This is a genomic window from Pontibacter roseus DSM 17521 (genome assembly GCF_000373265.1).
GTDB lineage: Bacteria > Bacteroidota > Bacteroidia > Cytophagales > Hymenobacteraceae > Pontibacter > Pontibacter roseus.
In genome coordinates this window covers 446,001-466,563 of the sequence record NZ_KB890761.1, presented here as the reverse complement: position 1 = coordinate 466,563, position 20,563 = coordinate 446,001, and the positions used below count along the sequence as shown (strand labels likewise).

The 20,563-nt window shown below is 54.7% G+C and carries 17 protein-coding genes; 5 read left to right on the top strand and 12 right to left on the bottom strand.

Going from position 1 to position 20,563, the window contains the following annotated elements; translation table 11 throughout:
• Positions 1–11 precede the first annotated feature (11 nt).
• The 8 genes from B051_RS0102095 to B051_RS0102060 all read right to left on the bottom strand — a co-directional run bounded on the left by B051_RS0102095 (position 12) and on the right by B051_RS0102060 (position 7,863).
• Positions 12–1,337 (bottom strand): mechanosensitive ion channel family protein, encoded by a 1,326-nt coding sequence (locus B051_RS0102095; RefSeq protein WP_018476521.1) that lies wholly within the window; start codon positions 1,335–1,337, stop codon positions 12–14.
• A 211-nt stretch (positions 1,338–1,548) separates the two neighbouring features.
• A complete protein-coding gene (locus B051_RS0102090) occupies positions 1,549–1,935 on the bottom strand; it encodes a hypothetical protein (RefSeq protein WP_018476520.1) in 387 nt (128 codons plus the stop codon).
• A gap of 42 nt (positions 1,936–1,977) precedes the next feature.
• Positions 1,978–3,456, bottom strand: coding sequence for a potassium/proton antiporter (locus tag B051_RS0102085; protein WP_018476519.1), 1,479 nt, complete (start codon positions 3,454–3,456; stop codon positions 1,978–1,980).
• Between the two features lie 186 nt (positions 3,457–3,642).
• Positions 3,643–4,917, bottom strand: coding sequence for a kynureninase (gene kynU / locus B051_RS0102080; RefSeq protein WP_018476518.1), 1,275 nt, complete (start codon positions 4,915–4,917; stop codon positions 3,643–3,645).
• A gap of 185 nt (positions 4,918–5,102) precedes the next feature.
• Entirely contained in the window at positions 5,103–5,513 is a 411-nt protein-coding gene (locus B051_RS0102075) for an HAD family hydrolase (protein WP_245539558.1), read from the bottom strand.
• A gap of 46 nt (positions 5,514–5,559) precedes the next feature.
• Positions 5,560–6,648, bottom strand: a complete 1,089-nt coding sequence (locus B051_RS0102070) for an amidohydrolase family protein (RefSeq protein WP_018476516.1) — start codon at positions 6,646–6,648, stop codon at positions 5,560–5,562.
• A gap of 90 nt (positions 6,649–6,738) precedes the next feature.
• Positions 6,739–7,308 (bottom strand): GNAT family N-acetyltransferase, encoded by a 570-nt coding sequence (locus B051_RS0102065; protein WP_018476515.1) that lies wholly within the window; start codon positions 7,306–7,308, stop codon positions 6,739–6,741.
• Positions 7,309–7,323: 15 nt separating this feature from the next.
• Positions 7,324–7,863: a 3-hydroxyanthranilate 3,4-dioxygenase gene (locus B051_RS0102060; protein WP_018476514.1), complete on the bottom strand. Its 540-nt coding sequence runs from the start codon at positions 7,861–7,863 to the stop codon at positions 7,324–7,326.
• A 121-nt stretch (positions 7,864–7,984) separates the two neighbouring features.
• Between B051_RS0102060 and B051_RS0102055 the strand changes: the two genes are divergently transcribed.
• The 4 genes from B051_RS0102055 to B051_RS0102040 all read left to right on the top strand — a co-directional run bounded on the left by B051_RS0102055 (position 7,985) and on the right by B051_RS0102040 (position 12,709).
• A complete protein-coding gene (locus B051_RS0102055; RefSeq protein ID WP_018476513.1) occupies positions 7,985–8,773 on the top strand; it encodes an SDR family oxidoreductase in 789 nt (262 codons plus the stop codon).
• 49 nt (positions 8,774–8,822) lie between these two features.
• A complete protein-coding gene (locus B051_RS0102050) occupies positions 8,823–10,268 on the top strand; it encodes an aldehyde dehydrogenase (protein WP_026236133.1) in 1,446 nt (481 codons plus the stop codon).
• 212 nt (positions 10,269–10,480) lie between these two features.
• The gene (locus B051_RS0102045) at positions 10,481–11,752 is read left to right on the top strand and encodes a chloride channel protein (RefSeq protein WP_018476511.1); all 1,272 of its coding nucleotides are present in this window, start codon (positions 10,481–10,483) and stop codon (positions 11,750–11,752) included.
• Positions 11,753–11,830: 78 nt separating this feature from the next.
• Positions 11,831–12,709, top strand: coding sequence for a RelA/SpoT domain-containing protein (locus B051_RS0102040; RefSeq protein WP_018476510.1), 879 nt, complete (start codon positions 11,831–11,833; stop codon positions 12,707–12,709).
• A gap of 7 nt (positions 12,710–12,716) precedes the next feature.
• Here the strand turns inward: B051_RS0102040 and B051_RS0102035 are convergent, their stop codons facing one another.
• The 4 genes from B051_RS0102035 to B051_RS0102020 all read right to left on the bottom strand — a co-directional run bounded on the left by B051_RS0102035 (position 12,717) and on the right by B051_RS0102020 (position 18,767).
• Positions 12,717–13,520 (bottom strand): hypothetical protein, encoded by an 804-nt coding sequence (locus B051_RS0102035; RefSeq protein ID WP_157578466.1) that lies wholly within the window; start codon positions 13,518–13,520, stop codon positions 12,717–12,719.
• Positions 13,521–13,672: 152 nt separating this feature from the next.
• Complete coding sequence (locus tag B051_RS0102030; RefSeq protein ID WP_018476508.1) at positions 13,673–15,910, bottom strand: S9 family peptidase; 2,238 nt, start codon at positions 15,908–15,910, stop codon at positions 13,673–13,675.
• Between the two features lie 179 nt (positions 15,911–16,089).
• Positions 16,090–17,604, bottom strand: a complete 1,515-nt coding sequence (locus B051_RS0102025; RefSeq protein ID WP_018476507.1) for an OmpP1/FadL family transporter — start codon at positions 17,602–17,604, stop codon at positions 16,090–16,092.
• A 14-nt stretch (positions 17,605–17,618) separates the two neighbouring features.
• On the bottom strand, positions 17,619–18,767 hold the full coding sequence (locus B051_RS0102020; protein WP_245539557.1) for a hypothetical protein: 1,149 nt from the start codon (positions 18,765–18,767) through the stop codon (positions 17,619–17,621).
• Positions 18,768–19,029: 262 nt separating this feature from the next.
• On the opposite strand from B051_RS0102020, the gene proS reads away from it, so the two are divergent.
• On the top strand, positions 19,030–20,508 hold the full coding sequence (gene proS, locus B051_RS0102015; RefSeq protein ID WP_018476505.1) for a proline--tRNA ligase: 1,479 nt from the start codon (positions 19,030–19,032) through the stop codon (positions 20,506–20,508).
• Positions 20,509–20,563 lie beyond the last annotated feature (55 nt).

Genomic DNA, 20,563 nt, shown 5'->3' with positions numbered 1-20,563 from the left:
ACGTCTCGAGCCTAGTTCTGAATGACTTCTGCCACAGGATAGCGCAGGCCAGCCGTTGCCGTGTTGTGGAGGTGCAGGCTGCGTACGTCATCTGCGGCCGGCATCTCGAACACCTCCAGGTCAAAGAACTTCACAGCGGCCAGCAGGTGGTCAAAGATATCGGCCATAATCGCCTCGTACTCTACCCACACAATGCTGTCGGCGAACAGGTATAGCTCAATCGGCATGCCGGTGGTGGTCGGCTCCAGTTGCCGCACCATCATGATCATGTCTTTGTGGGTACGCGGATGCTGCTTGAGGTAGGCATCGATGTACTTCCGGAAAACACCTACGTTGGTCAGGCTGCGTCCGTTTATCAAAAGGCTCTTGTCAATGCCGTTCTCCTGGTTGTAGCGGTCTATCTCCGCCTGCCGCTCCTGCAGGTACCGCTGCAGCAACTGGATTTTGCCCAGCCCCTCCACCTCTTCCGGCGACAGGTACCGGATGCTGGAGATTTTGATGTAGATGGAGCGCTTGATGCGCCTGCCGCCTGAGTCCTGCATGCCCCGCCAGTTCTTGAACGAATCAGAAATCAGGTAATAGGTAGGTATGGTCGTGATGGTCTTGTCGAAGTTCTGCACCTTCACGGTGTTCAGGTTTATCTCAATCACAGACCCGTCTGCGCCGTATTTCTCCATCGTCACCCAATCGCCTATACGCACCATGTCGTTGGAGGAGACCTGTATGCTGGCCACAAAACCCATGATGGTATCCTTGAACACCAGCATCAGGATGGCCGAGGCCGCCCCCATGGCTGTGATGAACGTCCAGGCGTCTTTGCCGGTGAGCGTCGAAAAAATGAGCAGCCCGCCTACGAAGTACAGGAAGATGGTGAGCACCTGCAGGAAGCTCTCCACGGGCTTGTCCCGGAACGTTTCAGTCGTTTTCAGGAAATCTTTGCAGGTGCGCAGCAGGGCTCTGGCTATCCAGATGGACAGCAGAATCAGGTATAAATCAGTGAGCTTGAGGAGCGGCGCCACCCAGCCTGGGAAATCGGAGAACACCACAGGTATAGCCTGCACCACGATGATGAGCGGAACGATGCGCGCCAGGTATACGACCACCCTGTTCCGGACCAGGTAATCGCTTACTTTGGCGTTGGCCCTGGCGGCAAACTTGTAGAGCGTCCCGACCAACAACTTCCTTGAGAGCAAATCGGCCAGGTATACGAGTATACCCGTTGCACACAAGAGCAACAGCATGTTGATGTTAATGGCAGCCTGCTCCGGCAGCCCCAGTTCTAGCAGCTGCCTATACGTCCACTGGCTCAGCTCCGCTTGCGAATAAGTCGTATTCATAAAATAATCAGGTAAAGTTCAGGTGATGGGGCAAGAACTTGCCTTCACTGCCAGCAAACACCCGAAACGATTGAAAAGGCATTACAGGTCTGCCTGTGGTTGATGCCCAGATGGAGGCGCACAGACAAATGAAAAAAACCGGCCCTTGCCATGGATAGTATAGGCAAGGCTGTTCCAGGCCTTCAAGGCCAGAAACATAGCTTTGGTAACGTTAGGGGGCGTTCGGCAGGATGCTGCCGGAGAGAAGTTGCGCTATAGCCGCCACCTCGCCCGTTGGGAGGACATGGCTAGCTATACCTGCAGTTGGAGCCGACAATCCCAAGAGCTGAAGCGCGGACCTGATGGCCTGCTGCGGAACCAGCTTGTTGGCGTGGCGTACTTTGGCGTCGAGGAAAGCTTGTACCGTCTGTTGCTTTACAGCCTCCCCCTCCTGGCTGCCTGTCGGGGTACGCAGGCTGGAAGCTACTTCGGACGCGGTTCCTTTTACCAAAAAGCTGTAGACGGCCAATTCGTGCCCGGGCAGCGTCAGGGCCCACAGCAACATCACCCACATCAAGGGGTACATGGAATAGTACTTTACGTTTGCAGCTACTGTCATTGGCGCTACAAAAGTAGGCTTTTCAGAGCAGAACCGGTAACGTTAATTGAACGGTAGTTGCTTTACCCCCAGCAGTTCATTCACTCTGTCCAGTTCCTCGTCCTTGTCCGTCATCACGAACAGGACGTCCCGAGGCTCCAAGATTGTAGCGCCGTTAGGAGTCACGAATTTGCCTTTCCTGTTAATCAAAACGATGAGCGCGCCCCTGGGGAAGTGCAATTGCACGAGGGACCGACCAACCGCCTCGCTGTCTTCAGGCACCATAATCTCCGTCAGTTCGTTTTTGATGTCATACTCCATCTCCAGGTCAAACTGGTGCTTCTTCTGCTTGGTGTCCCGCTCACCCAGGTTGAGCCATTGGGCCACTGTCGTGAGGGTGGTCCCCTGCAGCATGACAGACGTGAGCACGATGAAGAAGACGATGTTGAAAATCATATCTGACTTGTCTATCCCGGCCAGCATGGGATAGGTGGCGAACACAATGGGCACGGCCCCGCGCAGCCCAACCCAGGAGATGTAGAGCTTATCCCGGAGGCGGATTCTGAAAAACACTAGGCTGAGAAAGACGCTCGCCGGGCGGGCCACGAACATGAGGAACAGCGAGACCAGTATACCTGTACCCAAAACCGGCAGCATGTGCGACGGAAACACCAGCAGGCCCAGCGTAAGGAACATCAGAATCTGCATCAGCCAGGCGATGCCGTCGTAGAACTTGGTGAGGCTCCGCTTGTGGATGAAGTTCCGGTTACCCAGTATGACAGCCGCCACATACACGGCTAGAAACCCGTTCCCGTTGATGACACTGGTGAAGGCGTAGGTAAAGATGACCATTGCCATGGTGAGCGCCGGGTATAGCCCCTCCTGCTCCAGCTTAACCCTGTTCACGGCCCAGGCCATCACCCTGCCCATGACAATCCCCGTCATCGCGCCAATGCTCATCTGCAGAAAGAACATGGGCACGAGCCGCCAGATGCTGGCTTCCTGGTTCATAATCAGGAAGGTAAAGCTGACGGTGAGGAAGTAAGCCATGGGGTCGTTACTGCCCGACTCCAGTTCCAGCGTGGGGCGCAGGTTGTGCTTAAGGCCGATGTTCTTCGAGCGAAGAATGGAGAAGACCGCGGCGGCGTCTGTAGACGACACAATGGACCCTAGCAGAAAGCTCTCCAGCAGGGTGAAATCAGTGGCGTAGTACACGAATAGCCCCAGCAGGAGGGCTGTGACGAACACCCCCACTGTGGCCAGCATCACGCCACGCCAGAGAATGGGCTTGGTACTTTCCCAGCGCGTGTCCAGGCCGCCGGAGAAAAGGATGAACGTGAGCGCCACCGTACCCAGAGACTGAGCTGTCTGGGGGTCATTGAAGTATATCTTCCCCAAGCCCTCAGAACCGGCCAGCATACCTACCGCCAGGAAAAGGATAAGCGCAGGCACGCCAAACCGACCCAGACTCTTACTAATCAGAATACTGATGAAAAGCAGGACGGAGGAAGCAAGGAGTACGTCTTCGAATGAGACAGCCATTGATTGCCTTAAAGCCTTGAAGAAGCTGCCGGCACTTATGGTTTACCAGCAGTTCACGGTTACTGCGCACGTACGGGCATAGCAATTCCACTAGCCTGTTAAAACTAGTACTCCCAGCAAAACAGACTAGTTGCATCTGCCTCTTATAAGCGACAGCGGCAGGGGCCAATCAGTAACCTGTTTTTCCTAGTGGCTCTGGAGGCAATCATGCAGTATTTCGGAGAAGCGGTATACCTCCTCAAAAGAATTATAGAGTGGCGTGGGCGCTACCCGTATCACGCTTGGCTCCCGGAAATCCACGATGATGCCGGCTTCCATCAGTCTGTTGAACAGTTCCCGCGCGTTCTGCTTCACGAGCAGTGAAATCTGGCAGCCGCGGGCCTGCGGGTCGCGTGGGGTTATCATCTCCAGCAACTCTTTGCCCACGTGCACATCGTCAATCAGGTATTCCAGGTAGCCGGTCAGCTTCTCGCTCTTGGCACGCAGGTTGTCCATACCTGCCTCATCGAACAGTTCCAGCGCAGCGCGGTGTACGGCCATCGGCAGAATCTGGGCATTGCTCAGCTGCCAGCCTTCGGCACCAGTCATCGGTATAAAGCCTTTCTTCATCTGGAAGCGCACGCTGGCATCGTGGCCCCACCAGCCGGCAAAGCGCGGCAGGTCCGGGTTGTTGGCGTGGCGCTCGTGCACAAACACACCCGCCGTTCCTCCCGGCCCGGAGTTGAGGTACTTGTAGGTACACCATACAGCGAAGTCCACGCCCCAGTCGTGCAGTTGCAGCGGCACGTTGCCTGCGGCGTGCGCCAAGTCAAAGCCTACCACCGCCCCTACTCCGTGTCCTGCTTGGGTGATAGCCGCCATGTCGTATACCTGCCCAGTATAGTAGTTGATGCCGCCCATCAGCACCAGCGCCAGTTCGTCGCCTGCGGCCTCTATGCTTTTCAGGATGTCCTCGGTGCGCAGCGTGTGCTCGCCTTCGCGCGGGAACAGTTCAATAATGGCTTCCTCCGGGGTATAGCCGTGGAACTTCACCTGCGTCTCCAGCGCGTACTGGTCTGACGGGAACGCTCCGCCTTCCATGATGATTTTGATGCGCCTGCCCTCAGGCCGGTAGAAGGACACGAGCATCAGGTGCAGGTTGACGGTAAGCTGGTTCATAATGACCACTTCCTGCGGCCTGGCTCCCACCACGCGAGCGGCCCCATCCGTCAGCAGGCGGTGGTAGTTGAACCAGGGCTCCTCCACTTTGAAGTGGCCCTCCACCGCATAGTTGGCCCATTTGTACATCTCGTTGTCAATGTACATCTGCGCCGACTTGGGCTGCAGGCCCAGCGAGTTGCCACAGAAGTAGATGGCGTCGCGGCCATTCACCTGCGGGAAGTAGAAGCGGTCTTTGAAATGCTTGAGCGGGTCTAGGTTATCTTGTTCCTGGGCAAAGGCCAGGGTATTTTGGTAGTTCATCTTTTGGTGCGGGTATAACATGGTAAGGCACAGCCTACAAAAGGCCGGGCGCTATGATGCCGCAAGATAAGAAAATGAACAGGAAATTGGGGAGTGGGAGGAGCTAGCTTACAATAGAAAATACCCTACACGGGTTGAAGTACAATGCTAAATGGGGACAGATTTGAGAAGCCGCGAAGTTAGGTTTAGCACCTGCTCTTAACCTTATCCAGCCAATCGGTATCGTCTTTTTTGATGATGATGGTCTGGAAGCTAAAAGTCTGCCCCTCTTGCTCAACACCAGGTGAGTCATCTATATGCAAATCAATATTGAAAGCTGGTGGGTATTTGGAGCAGTTAATTTGCCTTTTCGTTAACTGCTGCCTGTTTTCTTTTTCTGTAATGATGAAATCAGGATTTATCCCATAGGTTAATAAGTGGAGCCTCAACTTGAGCTTTGGCCTGTATGATGTCGTGTAAATCCCAACCGTATGCCCCTGTGCTTTCAGATGCTGGAATAACTCGCTGGTTTTATACCTGATTCTCTCTACTCCAAATAGTTTTTGAAAAACATTCCGTCTCTCCGTCGGGAAATCGGTTTCACCAGGAGGAATCAAAGTATCGTCTAAGTCAAAGGAAATCACCATAAGAAATCAGACCTAGCTATACCTTCGCCTTCGCTATACCTGACACCTCCTTCACAAAGCGGCTCTTCTCCAGGTTCAGCCACTCCAACGCGGTGCCGTGCAGCATGCGGTCTTTGGTGGCGCGGTCATAGGGCATGGACTCGATGAGTTTGCCAGGCTCCAGTTCACCTAGCGGGAAAGGGTAATCTGTGCCAAGGGCGATGCAGTTGGCGCCCACCAGGTTCACGAGGTAGTCAAGTGCCTGTGGGTCGTGCACCAGCGAGTCGAAGTAAAACTTGCCCAGGTATTCGCGTGGGTTCACGTTGTTGTCTACCGCGCACAGGTCCGGGCGCACCTCAAAGCCGTGGCAGATGCGGCCGATGGTGGACGGGAAGGAGCCGCCGCCGTGGGCAAAAGCGACGCGCAGCTTCGGCAACCGCTCCAGCACGCCGCCAAATATCATGGAGCAAATGGCCAAGCTGGTTTCGGCGGGCATCCCTACCAGCCAAGGTAGCCAGTACTTGCTCATCTTCTCCTGCCCGAACATATCCCAAGGATGCACAAAGATAGCTGCGCCCAATTCCTCTGCCGCCTGAAAAATGGGAAACAGTTCCGGGGCATCCAGGTTGCAGTCGTTGATGTGCGAGCCAATCTGTACACCTGCCATACCCAGTTCCTTCATGCAGCGCTCCAGTTCCTTGATGGCTAGCGTCGCGTCCTGCATGGGCAGCGTACCCAGCCCCACGAAACGGTCCGGGTAATCGGCTACTATACCTGCTATGTGATCGTTGAGCATCTTGGACAAGTCGTAGGTATGCTCGGGCTTGGCCCAGTAGTTGAACATGACCGGCACCGTGCTCAGCACCTGCACGCCCACCTGGTGTTGGCTGCACTCGTGCATGCGCACTTTAGGGTCCCAGCAGTTGTCCTGTACTTCGCGGAAGAACTTGTCATCCATGAGCATGCGGGCGCAGCAGGGCTTGTGGTGCTCCAGCCGGATGAAGCCGCCATACCCGTAGCGCTCCCGCAAATCAGGCCAGGTAGCCGGCAGGATGTGCGTGTGGATGTCAATCTTGAAGAGATTGTCAGTAGTGAGTATAGTGGATGTGGGCTTTGGGTCTTGCATGCTGGTAAACGGGCAAAAAGGCTGCTATACGGTGTACGGCTGAGTCGGGCAATCCAACAATATAAGCATTTTATAGGTTTTACGCGCCTTTCAGCGGGAAAGCCTAGCCTGAATCTCCGCTTTTTCCTGCCTGTCCCTTTTCAGGATGCTGTAGTAAATCAGGTCGATGAACCGACCGTTCTTCATTTCCCGCTCGCGCAGGCGCCCTTCGCAGGTGAAGCCCAGCTTCTGCAGCACTTTCTCCGAGGCTCCGTTGCCTCCCTCCACAATGGCCTCTATGCAGTTGAGGCGCATCTGGCTGAAGGCATAGTCTAGCACGGCTTGGGCCGCCTCCGGGGTATAGCCCTTGCCCCAGTGCTCGGGCAGCAGCCAGAAACCAATTTCGGCCTTCTGGTGCTCCTCCTCCAGGCTGCTCAGACCGCAGGCACCCATAAGCTCCCCCTCTCCTTTCAGAGAAAAAGCCCACCAGGCGCCGGTACCGTTTTGGACTAGGTCATCGCTGAACTTCATCTGCTCCTGCACGGCCTCCGGCGTGTCGTAGTGCACGGCGTAGTACTCCGTCACGTGTCTGTCGGATAGCCCCTGCAGGATGAACGCCGCATCCTCTGGCCGGACAAGCCGCAGTTCCAGCCGCTCCGTAATCAGATTGGGGTGTTGCATAAAAGCCTGAACAGATTACTTGGCTGCCTCTGCCGGCTTTACCGGTGGTTGCAGTACGTCGCCGCAGTTCTTGCAGGTACGCAGGTCTTCGTTGTCCCAGAAGTTGCCCATGATGACGGGCAGTTGCTTCACAATATCGGTCACCTCGGTGAAGTCCTCGTGCAGCTTGTTGCCGCAGTTCTCGCAGAACCACATGAAGCCGTCCTTCTCGCCTTCTTTGCGGTAGCGCTCTATCACCAGGCCTACCGTGTTGGCCGGGCGCTGTGGGGAGTGCGGCACCTTGGGCGGCAGCAGGAATATCTCGCCTTCCTTGATGGGAATATCCACCGGGTTGCCGTCCTCTATGATTTTCAGTACGATGTCGCCTTCTATCTGATAAAAGAACTCCTCACCCTCGTCATAATGGTAGTCTTTGCGGGCATTGGGACCGCCCACCACCATCACAATAAAGTCGTCGTTGCCTTTGTATACCTGCTGGTTGCCCACCGGCGGCTTGAGCAGGTGGCGGTGCTCGTCTATCCACTGCTTAAAATTGAAAGCGCGTTGTATGGCCATAGTTTTATCGGATTAGGTTGCTAAAATGAAGATACGGAAAAGGAATGAAAAATGGCAAACCGGGTGAATCAGGCCCTGGGGCGGCTGTGCCAATTTGAAGCCTTTTGCGTACATTTAATTTATGAACTTAGACCTGAACGATAAAAGAGCCATCGTGTGCGGCAGCACGCAAGGTATAGGCAAAGCCATCGCTGTAGAATTGGCGCAGTTGGGCGCCAGCGTGACATTGGTGGCGCGAAACGTGGCAAGCCTGAAAGAGGTAGCCGATGAACTGGACAACAGCAAAGGCCAGCAGCACGACTACCTCGTGGCCGATTTCAGCAAGCCTGAAGAACTGGTGGAGCAACTACAGGTATATCTGCAGCAACACGAACACGTGCACATTCTCGTCAACAACACCGGCGGCCCGGCTGGCGGACCAATCGTGAATGCCAAACCAGAAGAGTTTCTCAGCGCTTTCAACATGCACCTGATTAACAACCACAATCTGGCACAAGCAGTGATTCCATTGATGAAAAAGGCAGGTTACGGCCGTATTATCAACATCATCAGCACTTCTGTTAAACAGCCTTTGCAGGGTTTGGGTGTGTCGAACACCATCCGCGGTGCCGTAGCCAGTTGGGCCAAGACAATGGCCAACGAGTTAGGTTCGTTTGGCATTACGGTGAACAATGTGTTGCCTGGCGCCACCCGCACCGGCCGTCTGGAGTCCATCATCGAAAACAAAGCGAAAAAAACCGACAGCGCCGTAGACAAGGTAGAAGAAGAAATGATGTCCGAAATCCCGGCCCGCCGCTTCGCCGAGCCCGAAGAGGTCGCCGCAGCCGCAGCATTTCTGGCTACGCCAGCGGCGGCGTATATTAATGGCATCAATGTGCCAGTTGATGGGGGTAGAACGGGGAGTTTGTAAAGTTGATTGCTAATTGTTAATTATTGTTCTCTCACATTACTATTCTCTCGTGCAGCACATACATAACTACATCGACGGCCAGTTGGTAATGCCTGTGGCGGGGCAGTACATCGACAACTACAACCCAGCTCTGGGCCAAGTATACTCGCTTATACCTGACTCCGATGAACAGGACGTGGAGCAGGCGGTGCAGGCAGCTTTGAAGGCTTTCCCAGCCTGGTCTAAGACGCCTGCAGAGAAGCGGGGGCAGATTTTGATGCGTATCGCTGACCTGATTGACCAGAACATGGACAAGCTGGCTGAGGCCGAATCGATAGACAATGGCAAACCGCTGAAGCTGGCGAAGTCGGTGGATATACCTCGGGCGAGTAGCAACATGCGCTTTTATGGTACGGCTATTCAGCATTTCGCTTCGGAAGCGCATTACATGGAGGGCACCGATGCCATTAACTATACCGTGCGCCATCCGCATGGCGTGGTTGGCTGCATTTCGCCCTGGAACCTGCCGCTATACTTGTTCACCTGGAAGATTGCTCCTGCTCTGGCCGCTGGCAATTGTGTGGTGGCGAAGCCCTCGGAAGTGACGCCGATGACGGCTTACATGTTGTCCGAAATCTGCATCGAAGCGGGCTTGCCGGCGGGTGTGCTCAACATCGTGCACGGCTACGGCCACAAAGTAGGCGCGGCTATGACGGCCCATCCAAAAGTACCCGTTATCTCTTTCACAGGCGGCACTGCTACCGGGCGCACCATCGCAGCTACGGCTGCTCCAATGTTCAAGAAGCTGTCGCTGGAGCTGGGCGGAAAAAACCCGAACATCATCTTCGCGGATTGCGACTTCAACAACGCGCTCCATACCTCCATTCATTCTTCTTTCGCCAACCAGGGACAAATTTGCCTGTGTGGCTCCCGCATCTTCATTGAGCGTCCGCTTTACGAGAAATTTCGCGATGCTTTTGTGGAGAAAGTGAAGGCCATGCAAGTAGGCGACCCGATGGAAGAGGGCTCGAAAATGGGGGCTGTGGTATCGGCGCAACACATGCAAAAGGTGCTCTCCTACATCGAACTAGCCAAGGAAGAAGGCGGCACCATCCTCACGGGCGGACACCAGATTCAGATAGAAGGTCGTTGCGAAAAGGGTTGGTTCATTGCCCCGACCATCATTGAAGGACTGCCTTACAACTGCCGCACCAACACGGAGGAAATCTTTGGCCCGGTTGTCACGCTCACCCCTTTCGACACCGAAGAAGAAGTCATCCAATACGCTAACTGCACCGATTACGGCCTCTCTGCCACCATTTGGACGCAGAATCTGCAGCGCGCCCACCGCGTCGCGCACCAGGTACATGCGGGCATCATCTGGGTCAACACCTGGCTCCTGCGCGACCTGCGCACACCTTTCGGTGGTATGAAAAACTCTGGTGTGGGACGTGAAGGTGGTTTTGAGGCACTCAGATTCTTCACCGAGCCGCAGAATGTTTGTGTGAAGTTGTAGGTATACCTACCACTATTGTCATATCGAGCATGGCGAGAAATCTGGAGGCTTCCATGGTCCATGCAGTCTTCCAGATTTCTCTCAACTACGCTTGCTCTCTTCGGCTTGCGGCTCAAGAATATTTAAAATGACAGGTCTTGTAGGCACCTGCCTCTTTTCATGCCTTTCAAACCTCCCTTACCTCCACCTGATTTTCTCCGTACTTTTGCAGGATGGACTTTAAAAGAAGAAGACTGGCTGTTACGTTACGGAACCAGATTAACTATCCTTTACAGTTTAACCCATTTGTATTCAGCAAGATTTTCCTGCTGTGGGTAGCTATTGGTATCATGGGGGGCGTGATAGCAGGACTTTACTGGATGGTGCTGGAGGGCTTTCTGCATTTTCTTGCGCCGGTGCAGGGACTCTGGGTTATCCCTCTGATGGCTTCAGCTGGCCTCTTGGCGGGTCTCATTATCCACTACCTCGGCGACCCCGGCGAGATGGACCTCATTGTGAACAACATCCGTTTCAAAGGCGGGCATCTGGAGCCTAAGAACAACCCCGCCATGATTCTGTCGTCGTGGTTGTGTATTGCGAGTGGAGGCAGCGCCGGCCCTGAGGCACCGCTGGTACAGGTAGTGGGCTCTACCGGCACCTGGATTGCCAAAAAACTCAAAATCCGGGGCGAAGACCTGCGCTCGCTCACTATTGCAGGTATGGCCTCCGCTTTTACCGCGCTTTTCGGCGCTCCGCTTGGCGGCACCTTGTTTGCCCTCGAAATCCTGCACCACAAGCATGTGGTGGAGTATTACCAGGCACTTATACCTGCGTTTGTAGCCAGTTGCTCCAGCTACGTCATATTTATATTGATTACCCATATTGGCATCGGCCCCACCTGGAACTTCCCGGTCTACTCCACTCCTGAACTGAATGACTTTTTCTACGCCATGCTGTACGCATTGGCAGGTACGGCAGCAGGTTGGCTGTTTATATTCACGGTGCGCCAATGCAGGAATATGTTCAAAAGATTCAGCGTGCCGATTTATGTGAAGATGGCTGTGGGTGGTCTGTTGATTGGCACCATCGCCTACTATGTGCCCCTCTCCCGCTACTTCAGCCACGATGAGTTGAACATACTGCTGGAAGAGCAATTCTCGCTTCAATTCCTGCTCGTTTTGCTGGGTGCCAAGATTCTGGCTATCGCTTTTACGGTTACTTCCGGCTGGCGCGGGGGCTTCATTATTCCGCTGTTTTTTGTGGGTGCTACGGTGGGCATGATTGTGAATGCGGCTTTCCCTGGTCAGAACCTACCTCTGATTATGGTAAGCTGCATGGCGGCTATCAATGCCTGTGTTACCCGCACGCCCATCAGCACCATCATCCTGCTGTCTACCCTGACTGGTTTCCATCATTTCATCCCTATTATGTTTGCCAGCCTGACCGGTTTTTTCCTGGCGCCTAAAACACCGCTCATCAATGCGCAACTGGGCCTGAAAGAATAGAACTTATACCTGTTAAGCTGTGCCATTATCACTTTCAAGCGTAAAACTAGCTACACGATGGCCTAAAACCGCTTGAGCATGTCTATCCCTTGTGCCACACTTCCCTATATACTCACTGCCTTGGAAACGAAGCAGGAGGATTTGCGTGCGCAAGGGATAGACCCGCATTCGCTGGTAGCCATCTACAATGACTTTCTGACCCGGAAAGTTGAGCTAAATGCCATCTCCAAAATAACAGCCGACACCTTGCTGCAGGCCCCTGGTGCACATGCCATCAGGTATAGAATAAAAGACCCGCTCCACCTGCTCCGCAAAGTCATCCGCAAAAAAGCCGAGTATCCGGAACGGGTTATTGACCACCACAGCTACCTGGACTGGATAAATGACCTGGCAGGTATACGGGTGCTATACCTGTACAAAGAATCGTGGCGCAGCCTGGGGCAGTACATACAGGAGGTATGGCCACTGAAACGCCCGCCGGTCGCTTACATCCATGAGGGCGATACAGGCATGCTTGTGGAAGAACTGGAGAAGGAAGGATGTATTCTCCGGCGGCATCCTCTGGGCTACAGGGCAGTCCACTATGTCATCAGTACACAGCCGCATCGCCAGCGTTATTTTGTGGAGATACAATTGCGCACACTTTTCGAGGAGGGTTGGAGCGAAATTGACCACTCCATCCGCTACCCTGACCACGCCTGCAACGGTTTCGCCAGGGATTTGCTGACCGTGCTGAACCGGCTCACCGCCGATGCAGATGACGTGGCTACTTTCATCAAGTCATTTTTCGATAAGGCACAGGCAAAGGCTTTCAATAAGTCAGCCGCTGCCTGGAAAAGCGAAGAGCGGCAGGAACTGGGGGGCCAGATAGAGCGTCTCCCAGTGACGCCCGAAGAGAAACAGCAACTGCTCCAGCACATCCGGCAAATGCTGGGAGATGGCAACGCTGCGGAGTAAGGTTCTGCTACTGCTTTTTGTCCGGCACCAGGTTGTGCGCCACCAATTGCCACTGCCCGTCCAGCACTTTCCATACCTTCAGGTAATGCCCAGTCTCACCTTTCCCGTTGTCCTTGCGGGTATAGCTGCCGTAGGTATAGGCCATGTCTTGTGCCGGGGAAATGTCGTGCCCGAGGGTGGTATAGGTTATAGAGGCAGCCGGCTCAACACTGGCTTCTGTATATCTGTAGGGATATTTTCCGGCACGGTAAACTAGTGTTTCTTCATGATAAGGCTGCACCTTTTGTACGTCCTTTTGCAGCAGGTCCTGTAGGTCGCCTTTCCCTTGCTTTCCAGAAGATTCCGCCGCCAGGTATGCTTCCTCTTTCAGCAGGTCCGGCGAGAACGAGTTGCCCATGTCTACGGCCACCTGCCATGTTCCGTCCTGCTGCTTCTTCCACACCGATAGGTAAAAGCCTGCGCCGGTGACCTTTCCATCGTCGGGATTAGCCAGCAATTGGTAAGGTCCGGTGGTGTAGCCCCAATCAAGGGAGCTGGAAATGTCGGCGTAGACTGGATACCACGTTAGCAGGGCTTTGCTAGCAGGAGCTGCTGCGTGCAGCTTCCTGCCATTGACGGGACCTGGGGCAAACACAAGCCCATCGGGAGCCATGTTCTCCACGAAAGCCTGGTGTAGGCCTTTCGCCTTAGAGGCAGCCGAGAAATGGCGTTCCGCCTCCGCCAGGCTCTCTAGTGCCTTGTCGCGCGGTGTGTTGGTGCCTTGAAAGGCGCAGAGCAAAAGTGACAGGAATAGCATACAGTACTTTTTCATAGGCTGAGGCAAAGGCATTGCAAATGTACTATACTTCCTCATGGTCACTGTAGCCATTCCCTCATTTTTGGTAAGTCTTCGCTCATTACTGCTGCCAAACGAAGAGGCCCGCCTAATATTGGCGGGCCTCTTCGTTCTCAATCAGGTATAGCTTACAGCGTGTCCTTCTTTTCCGTCGGGTTAATCAGGTTGCGCTCCAGGAAGTCGGTCATCATGGTGAAGCGGTGCAGGCTGGTTATACCTCCGCCCACGCCGTGGTTGCGGTTCGGGTAGTAGAAGCTCTCGAACTGCTTGTTGGCGCTGATGAGGGCGTCCTGCATGGCCACTGCGTTCTGGAAGTGCACGTTGTCGTCGCCGGTGCCGTGAATCAACAGCAGGTCGCCTTGCAGCTTGTCAGCGAAGAACAGCGGAGAGTTGTCGTCGTAGCCGGAGGCGTTCTCCTGTGGCGTTTTCAAATAACGTTCAGTATAGATGGAGTCGTAGTAGCGCCAGTTAGTCACCGGGGCCACCGAGATTCCGGCTGCAAACACGCCATTGCCTTTGGTCAGGCCCAGCAGCGTCATATAGCCCCCGAAGCTGTGCCCCCAGATGCCGATGCGGTCCTTGTCCACATACGGTTGGTTGCCCAGCCATTTCGCGGCCTCTATCTGGTCCTCAATCTCATACTTGCCGAGGTTGGCGTAAGTCGTCTTCTTGAACTCAGCGCCACGGGCACCGGTGCCGCGGTTGTCCACGCTCACCACAATCATGCCTTTGTTGGCTAGCACCTGATACCACATGTAGTTGGCGCCACCCCAGCTGTTGTTCACCGTCTGAGAGCCTGGGCCACCGTATACGAACATCAGTACCGGGTATTTCTTCTTCGGGTCGAAGTCGGTTGGCTTTATCATCCAGCCGTTCAACTGCGTGCCGTCTGCGGTCTTCATGTTGAAGAACTCCTGCTTAGCGATGTCGTACTGGGCCAGCGTGCTGCGCAGCTTCTGGTTATCTTCCAGCACCTTCACCAGTTTGCCGTCTTTGGCGGTATGCAGGCTCACGGTCAGAGGGGTGTTGGCGGCAGTGTGGTAAGCGAGGTAGTATTTGTAGTCCTTGCTCATGTTCACGCTGTAGGTACCGGCCTCGGTGGTCAGGCGCTTCTTGTTCTTGCCTTTGCTGCTGATGCTGTAGAGGTGGCGCTCCAGCGGCGACACTTCCGTGGACATGTAGTACAGCACGTCGGCTTTCTCATCGAAGCCGATGAAGTTGCTCACTTCCCAGTTGCCCTTCGTAATCTGGCGCACCAGCTTGCCCTTCATGCTGTACAGGTATAGGTGGTTGAACCCGTCTTTCTCCGAAGAGTGGATGAAGTTCTTGCCGTCCTTCAGGTAGGTCAGGTCATCAGTTACGTCAATGTAGGCTTTGTCCGTTTCCTTCAGCACCACGTCGGCTTTGCCGGTGGTGGCGTTGGCGTGCAGAATCTCCAGCGTGTTCTGCAGGCGGTTCATCTTCTGGATGGAAAGCAGGTTGCTGTCGTTTGTCCACTTGATGCGCGGAATGTAGATGTCAGTCTCGTTGCCGGTGTCCATCTTCACGGTCTGGCCGTTGCCCAGGTTGTACACCGACACGGCCACGGTAGAGTTGGCCTCACCGGCCTTCGGGTATTTGAACTTGTAGTCCTGCGGGTATAGCTCACCCCACATCTGCATGTTGAACTCCGGCACCTTGGTCTCGTCAAAGGTATAGAAGGCGATTTTGGAGCCGTCTGGTGACCAATGGAAGCCCTGCGCGAAGCTGAATTCCTCTTCGTATACCCAATCGGCGTAGCCGTTGATGATGGAGTTGAACTTGCCGGTGTTGGTGATTTGTGTCTCCTTCATGTTGCTCAGGTCCACGAAGAACATGTTACCCTCACGGGCAAAAGCCACGCGCTTGGCATCTGGCGAGAAGGTCGCGTACAGCTGCTTGCCGCCGTTGCTCAGCTTGGTCAGTTTCTTGGAGGCGATGTCATACACATAGAAATCAGCCTTAGAGGAGCGGCGGTAAATCTGCTCCCGCTCTGTAGCGAAAAGCACCTTCTTCTCATCGGAACTGAAGGTATAGCCATCAAATTTAATAGGAGCGCTTCCGCCCTCGGGCTTCAGGTCCTCTCCTTCTATGATGGTGTTCACAGGCTGGCCCGTGGTCACGTCATAGCGCACGATGTCAGTCACGCCATTCTTCTCGTCGGCTACCTGGGAGCTGTAGTAGCGGCCGTCGTTCATCCAGTTCACGCCGTACACCGACTTGGCCGAGAAGGTGCCCTTGCGGTAGATGTCCTCCAGGGTGACCTCTTTCTTCTGCTGTGCCTGCGCCACGAACGCGAAGCAAAGCAAGAAAGCAGCCAGAAGGTTTGTTTTAAGGTTGATATGCATGTGTAAGGGGTTGTTTTAGTTCAGATTGCTAATTTATCAGAATTCTGTGGTATTGCCATACCTTGTCGCCAAAACCGTACCGGACGCGCAGCCAGTGGTCAAAGGCAAGGTATAGCTCATAAAAAAGCGGCAGCCCTTTCCAGAACCGCCGCCTTCCTTATCACAGGTATAGTCTTTTATTAAAAGTTGTAGCCTACCGTCAGCATCACCGTGTTCTGCTTGTCCTCTACGTCCACCAGGGGCACCACGGCCGCCGGGTCGCTGAAGGTATAGGGGGCGTACAGGCTGTTTGCCGTTGAGCTGGCGAAGGCGATGTCCGCGTAGTACTTGTTCAGGCGCAGGCCCGTGCCCAGCGTGAAGGTATGGATGCTGCCGTCGAAATCCGCATTCTTGTAGGGGTCACCGGTAATGGCATAACCCGCTCGGAAGCGGAACACCTCATACCGCGCTTCCGCTCCCAGCCTGAAGTTGAGCGCCGACTGGTAGGTGTCGGAAATCCGGTCGTTCACGTCGTTGAAATAACTGCCATTCCCGCCAAAGTCGTCGCTCTCCCCAAAGCTGGCGTTCGCATAGTTCACGTACTCAATATCAGCCGTAATGAAGCCATACTTCTGCAGGAAGAAGGCCACGCCGCCATTTGCCCGGAAGGGCGTGGTGAGCTTGTAGGAAAACTCGCCCGGTAGCTCCTGTTCGCCGTAGTTCTCACCCGGTAGGAAGGTAGAGTAAAGCGAGCGCTCAAAGGTCTCGTTGAAGTTGTAGAATGTAGGCGTCTGGATAGAGGCACCGAAACGGACTATATCCGAAGGTTTGACGATGATGCCCACCTTCAGGTTCAGGCCCGTGCCCCTGGTCCTGAACTCATCACGCAGCTCCAAGCTGGTAAAGTCGGTATCCGGGTTCTCTTCCGACTCACGGAAGAAGCGCTCCTGCCGGAAATCGGAGGTGATGACGCCCAATGAGGCACCCAGGTATACCTTATCCTTGTAGCTGGTACCGCCGGCTATGTCAATCTGGTTCTGCGAACCTCTTCGGATAATCTCTTCCGATTGATTGATGTTGCCTACCCGGTCAGTTGGCAAGAAAACATCTTTGCCGTTTGCATCCTGCACTACATCAAATAGGTAAGTACCAAAGGCCAAGCCTTCCAGTGACGTGAAGCCATCGTCAAATTCACGGTCCAAATCAGCCTTTGTTCTGCCCCTCAGGTTGGCCTGCTCCGTGAAATACTCCACGATAGTCGGGTCCTGGCCACCGGCCGTGTTGCGGTAGGAGGTCCTGTTGTTGAAGTTGTTGAGGCGGGTGAAGCTCAGGCCGAAAGTGGCTCCCGTCCAATCCCCTTGCGGCTCCCCCTGTCGCTCCGAGAATACGAAGGCTGCATGCGGTATACCCAGGCTGTTGCGCTCATCTGTAGTAGTCGTGCCAAACACGCTTCCTTTGGAGGTGGAGAAGGTCATGCCGGGACTAATGCTGAACTCTGACCGCCTGAACATGCCCAGACCAGCGGGGTTAGAGGCCATGGTCGAGACATCGGCTCCAAGCGCCGTCTGTGCGCCGCCTATACCTTGTATACGGGCAGATCCTGTGAGGCCGTAACGGGTGTAGCGCAGGGCGTCTACCTCGTTTTGAGCAAAAGCGGTTCCGCCCCAGCCCAGCATAAGCGCCAGGCTGGCGGAAACAATCTTATTCATTTTCATGCAAATAGCTGTTTTTAATTATTGCCCCTTCCCGGACGGCCGCCTCCACTATTAGAATTAGTGCGGGCCGGAGGGCTGTATGTACCGGAGCTTCTGGTTGGTTCGTAACTTCTTGTTGGCTCGTAGCTTCTCACCGGCTGGCTGCTCTCACGACGCTCGTAGCTGGGTGTAGTGCTGCGCTGCTGGCGCTGCACCGGCTGCGAGCGCTGGATTGGCTGGCGCTGCACGGGCTGCTGCATTCGTTCCTGGCGTTGCACAGGCTGTGTTCTTTCCTGTCGCTGCGCTGGAGACATACGCTGTGCAGGCTGCTGATTAGCCGGCTGCTGTCTCGATGGCCTTACCTGCCCGCTCTGCGGGTCGTAGCCGCGTGGGGTGGTGGCTGGCCTCGCCGGAAGCACCTCTTTGGTGCCTTCAGGGCTCACGACCTGGCCTCGGTTGGACCCTCTCACATTGGAGTTGGCTCGGTCTGGGCGGGCATACTCAGTAGCTGGTTGCACGGCTCTTTGCTCATCCGTCACAGACTGTGTTCTTCCCGGACGACCGCTTACTCGGTCAGTACCTGTGGCCGGAACAACGCTACGGTCACCGCGAGGGCCGTACTGCACTTTCCTTGGATTCACCACGATAGGGCGATCATAGTAGACCCTGCCCGAGCCGCCGTAGTAGCCGTGATTGTAGCCATGGTGATACCCACTGTAGTAGTTGTTATAGGGCCACCACCTGCTGCCAAAGTAAGGGTCATAAGGTCTTCCCCAACCGCCCATGCCGTAGCCATAGCCAAGGCCAATGCTCACCATCAGGCCGCTCCTGCGGTAGAATGGGTCGTAGAACGGGTCATAAAATGGGTCGTAGAACGGGTCGTAGCGGTAAGCAGACATGTAAGGATTGTAGCGCGTTACATAGTTGGAGGTCCAGTAGGGGTCTACGTACGCGTAGTTCGGCGTATTCCAGGTGGCTTGCGGCTGGTAGGTACGGCCATCGTAGTATTCATCGGCCTGATAGTTCTCTGTGATGTTGCTGCTGGAGGACTGCGAGCTAACAGCACCCTCCTCGGTGGAGGCATAGGATTCACTGCCTTGGTTAGTCGCCTGCGCTTCTGGCTGCAGGTACTCGGTTCTGTCTGATGAGCTGTAATACATGTCATCGTACTCTGTAGACTGCATGGCAATCGGGCTGCTGCAGCCAACTGCGAATAATGCAAATACAGGGGCTATTGCGCGGTATATTTTCAAATTTTTCATGGCCTTCTATGAGTAAAATGCTTCTATATCAAAGATATAAACACAATAGCGCAAAACCTTATCAATAGTATAATATATTAACGTAATTTTGGGCTGGAATGATATTAATTCTTTTCTATCTAAAGAGCAATTTCCGTTCCAAAAACATTTACAATTACCGATATACTATAACTATTTTTTAAAAATGAGCAAAGGGCTACCAAAAAGAAGCGAAGACTACTCCTTATGGTATAACGAACTGGTGAAAAAAGCAGGTTTGGCCGAGAACTCAGCCGTCCGCGGCTGCATGGTCATCAAACCGTACGGCTTTGCCATCTGGGAAAAAATGCAACGCGTATTGGACGACATGTTCAAGGCCACCGGGCACGAGAACGCTTACTTCCCCCTGTTCATACCCAAGAGCTTGTTTGAGGCCGAGGAGCAGAACGCCGAAGGCTTTGCCAAGGAATGCGCCGTGGTGACGCACTACCGCCTGCAGGCTGACCCTGACAAGCCGGGCAAACTGCGCGTAGACCCTGCCGCCAAGCTGGAAGAGGAGCTGGTGGTGCGCCCTACATCCGAAGCCGTTATCTGGAACACCTACAAAAACTGGATACAAAGCTACCGCGACCTGCCTTTGCTCATCAACCAATGGGCGAACGTGGTGCGCTGGGAGATGCGCACGCGCCTGTTCCTGCGCACGGCCGAGTTCCTGTGGCAGGAAGGCCACACCGCCCACGCTACTTCCGACGAGGCCGTTGCCGAAGCAGAGCAGATGCTGGAGGTATACGCCACCTTCGCTGAACAATACATTGCCCTGCCCGTAATTCGCGGGGTGAAGACACCGAGCGAGCGCTTCGCCGGCGCCCTGGACACCTACTGCATCGAAGGACTGATGCAGGATGGCAAGGCGCTGCAGGCAGGCACTTCGCACTTCCTGGGCCAGAACTTCGCCAAAGCATTTGATGTGAAATTCGCCACCAAAGAAGGCGGGCTGGAGCACGTATGGGGCACGTCCTGGGGTGTGAGCACCCGCCTGATGGGCGCCTTGGTAATGGCCCACTCCGATGACGAAGGACTGGTGCTGCCTCCGAAGCTGGCTCCTATCCAGGTAGTCATCGTGCCGATATACAAGGGCGAAGAGCAACTGGCCCAAATCAGTGAGAAGGTATTGCAGCTCAAGAAGGAGCTGGAGGCCAAAGGCATCAGCGTGAAGTTCGACAACCGCGATACGGAGCGCCCAGGCTTCAAGTTTGCTGAGTGGGAGCTGAAAGGCGTGCCGGTGCGCATCGCCATTGGTGCCCGTGATTTAGAAAACGGCACAGCCGAAGTAGCCCGCCGCGACACCAAGGAGAAGAGCACGCAGCAATTTGACAGCCTGGCGACCTACATTCCGGCATTGCTGGAGGAAATCCAGGAGAACATCTACAACAGAGCCTATACCTTCCGGGAGGAGAACACCACTAAAGTAGACAGCTATGAGGAGTTCAAGCAGGTGCTGGAGACCAAGGGCGGCTTCGTGCTGGCCCACTGGGACGGCACCCCGGAGACGGAGGAGCGCATCAAGGAGGAGACAAAGGCGACTATCCGCTGCATCGCCCTCAACTCACCGGAAGAGGACGGCGTGGACATGCTGACTGGAAAGCCATCGAAACAACGGGTATACTTCGCGAAGGCTTACTAGAGCCACGCTAGCACAAGAGCCAGCCTGATTCACTGTAAGGGCCATTCCTGACAAG

Excerpts from the sequence above, each read along its gene's own strand:
- B051_RS0102030 (WP_018476508.1), bottom strand. The coding sequence starts at position 15,910 with ATGCATATCAACCTTAAAACAAACCTTCTGGCTGCTTTCTTGCTTTGC.
- B051_RS0102045 (WP_018476511.1), top strand. The coding sequence starts at position 10,481 with ATGGACTTTAAAAGAAGAAGACTGGCTGTTACGTTACGGAACCAGATT.
- B051_RS0102055 (WP_018476513.1), top strand. The coding sequence starts at position 7,985 with ATGAACTTAGACCTGAACGATAAAAGAGCCATCGTGTGCGGCAGCACG.
- B051_RS0102095 (WP_018476521.1), bottom strand. The coding sequence starts at position 1,337 with ATGAATACGACTTATTCGCAAGCGGAGCTGAGCCAGTGGACGTATAGG.
- proS (WP_018476505.1), top strand. The coding sequence starts at position 19,030 with ATGAGCAAAGGGCTACCAAAAAGAAGCGAAGACTACTCCTTATGGTAT.
- B051_RS0102020 (WP_245539557.1), bottom strand. The coding sequence starts at position 18,767 with ATGCAGTCTACAGAGTACGATGACATGTATTACAGCTCATCAGACAGA.
- B051_RS0102070 (WP_018476516.1), bottom strand. The coding sequence starts at position 6,648 with ATGCAAGACCCAAAGCCCACATCCACTATACTCACTACTGACAATCTC.
- B051_RS0102035 (WP_157578466.1), bottom strand. The coding sequence starts at position 13,520 with ATGAAAAAGTACTGTATGCTATTCCTGTCACTTTTGCTCTGCGCCTTT.
- B051_RS0102085 (WP_018476519.1), bottom strand. The coding sequence starts at position 3,456 with ATGGCTGTCTCATTCGAAGACGTACTCCTTGCTTCCTCCGTCCTGCTT.
- B051_RS0102040 (WP_018476510.1), top strand. The coding sequence starts at position 11,831 with ATGTCTATCCCTTGTGCCACACTTCCCTATATACTCACTGCCTTGGAA.
- kynU (WP_018476518.1), bottom strand. The coding sequence starts at position 4,917 with ATGAACTACCAAAATACCCTGGCCTTTGCCCAGGAACAAGATAACCTA.
- B051_RS0102090 (WP_018476520.1), bottom strand. The coding sequence starts at position 1,935 with ATGACAGTAGCTGCAAACGTAAAGTACTATTCCATGTACCCCTTGATG.
- B051_RS0102065 (WP_018476515.1), bottom strand. The coding sequence starts at position 7,308 with ATGCAACACCCCAATCTGATTACGGAGCGGCTGGAACTGCGGCTTGTC.
- B051_RS0102025 (WP_018476507.1), bottom strand. The coding sequence starts at position 17,604 with ATGAAAATGAATAAGATTGTTTCCGCCAGCCTGGCGCTTATGCTGGGC.
- B051_RS0102060 (WP_018476514.1), bottom strand. The coding sequence starts at position 7,863 with ATGGCCATACAACGCGCTTTCAATTTTAAGCAGTGGATAGACGAGCAC.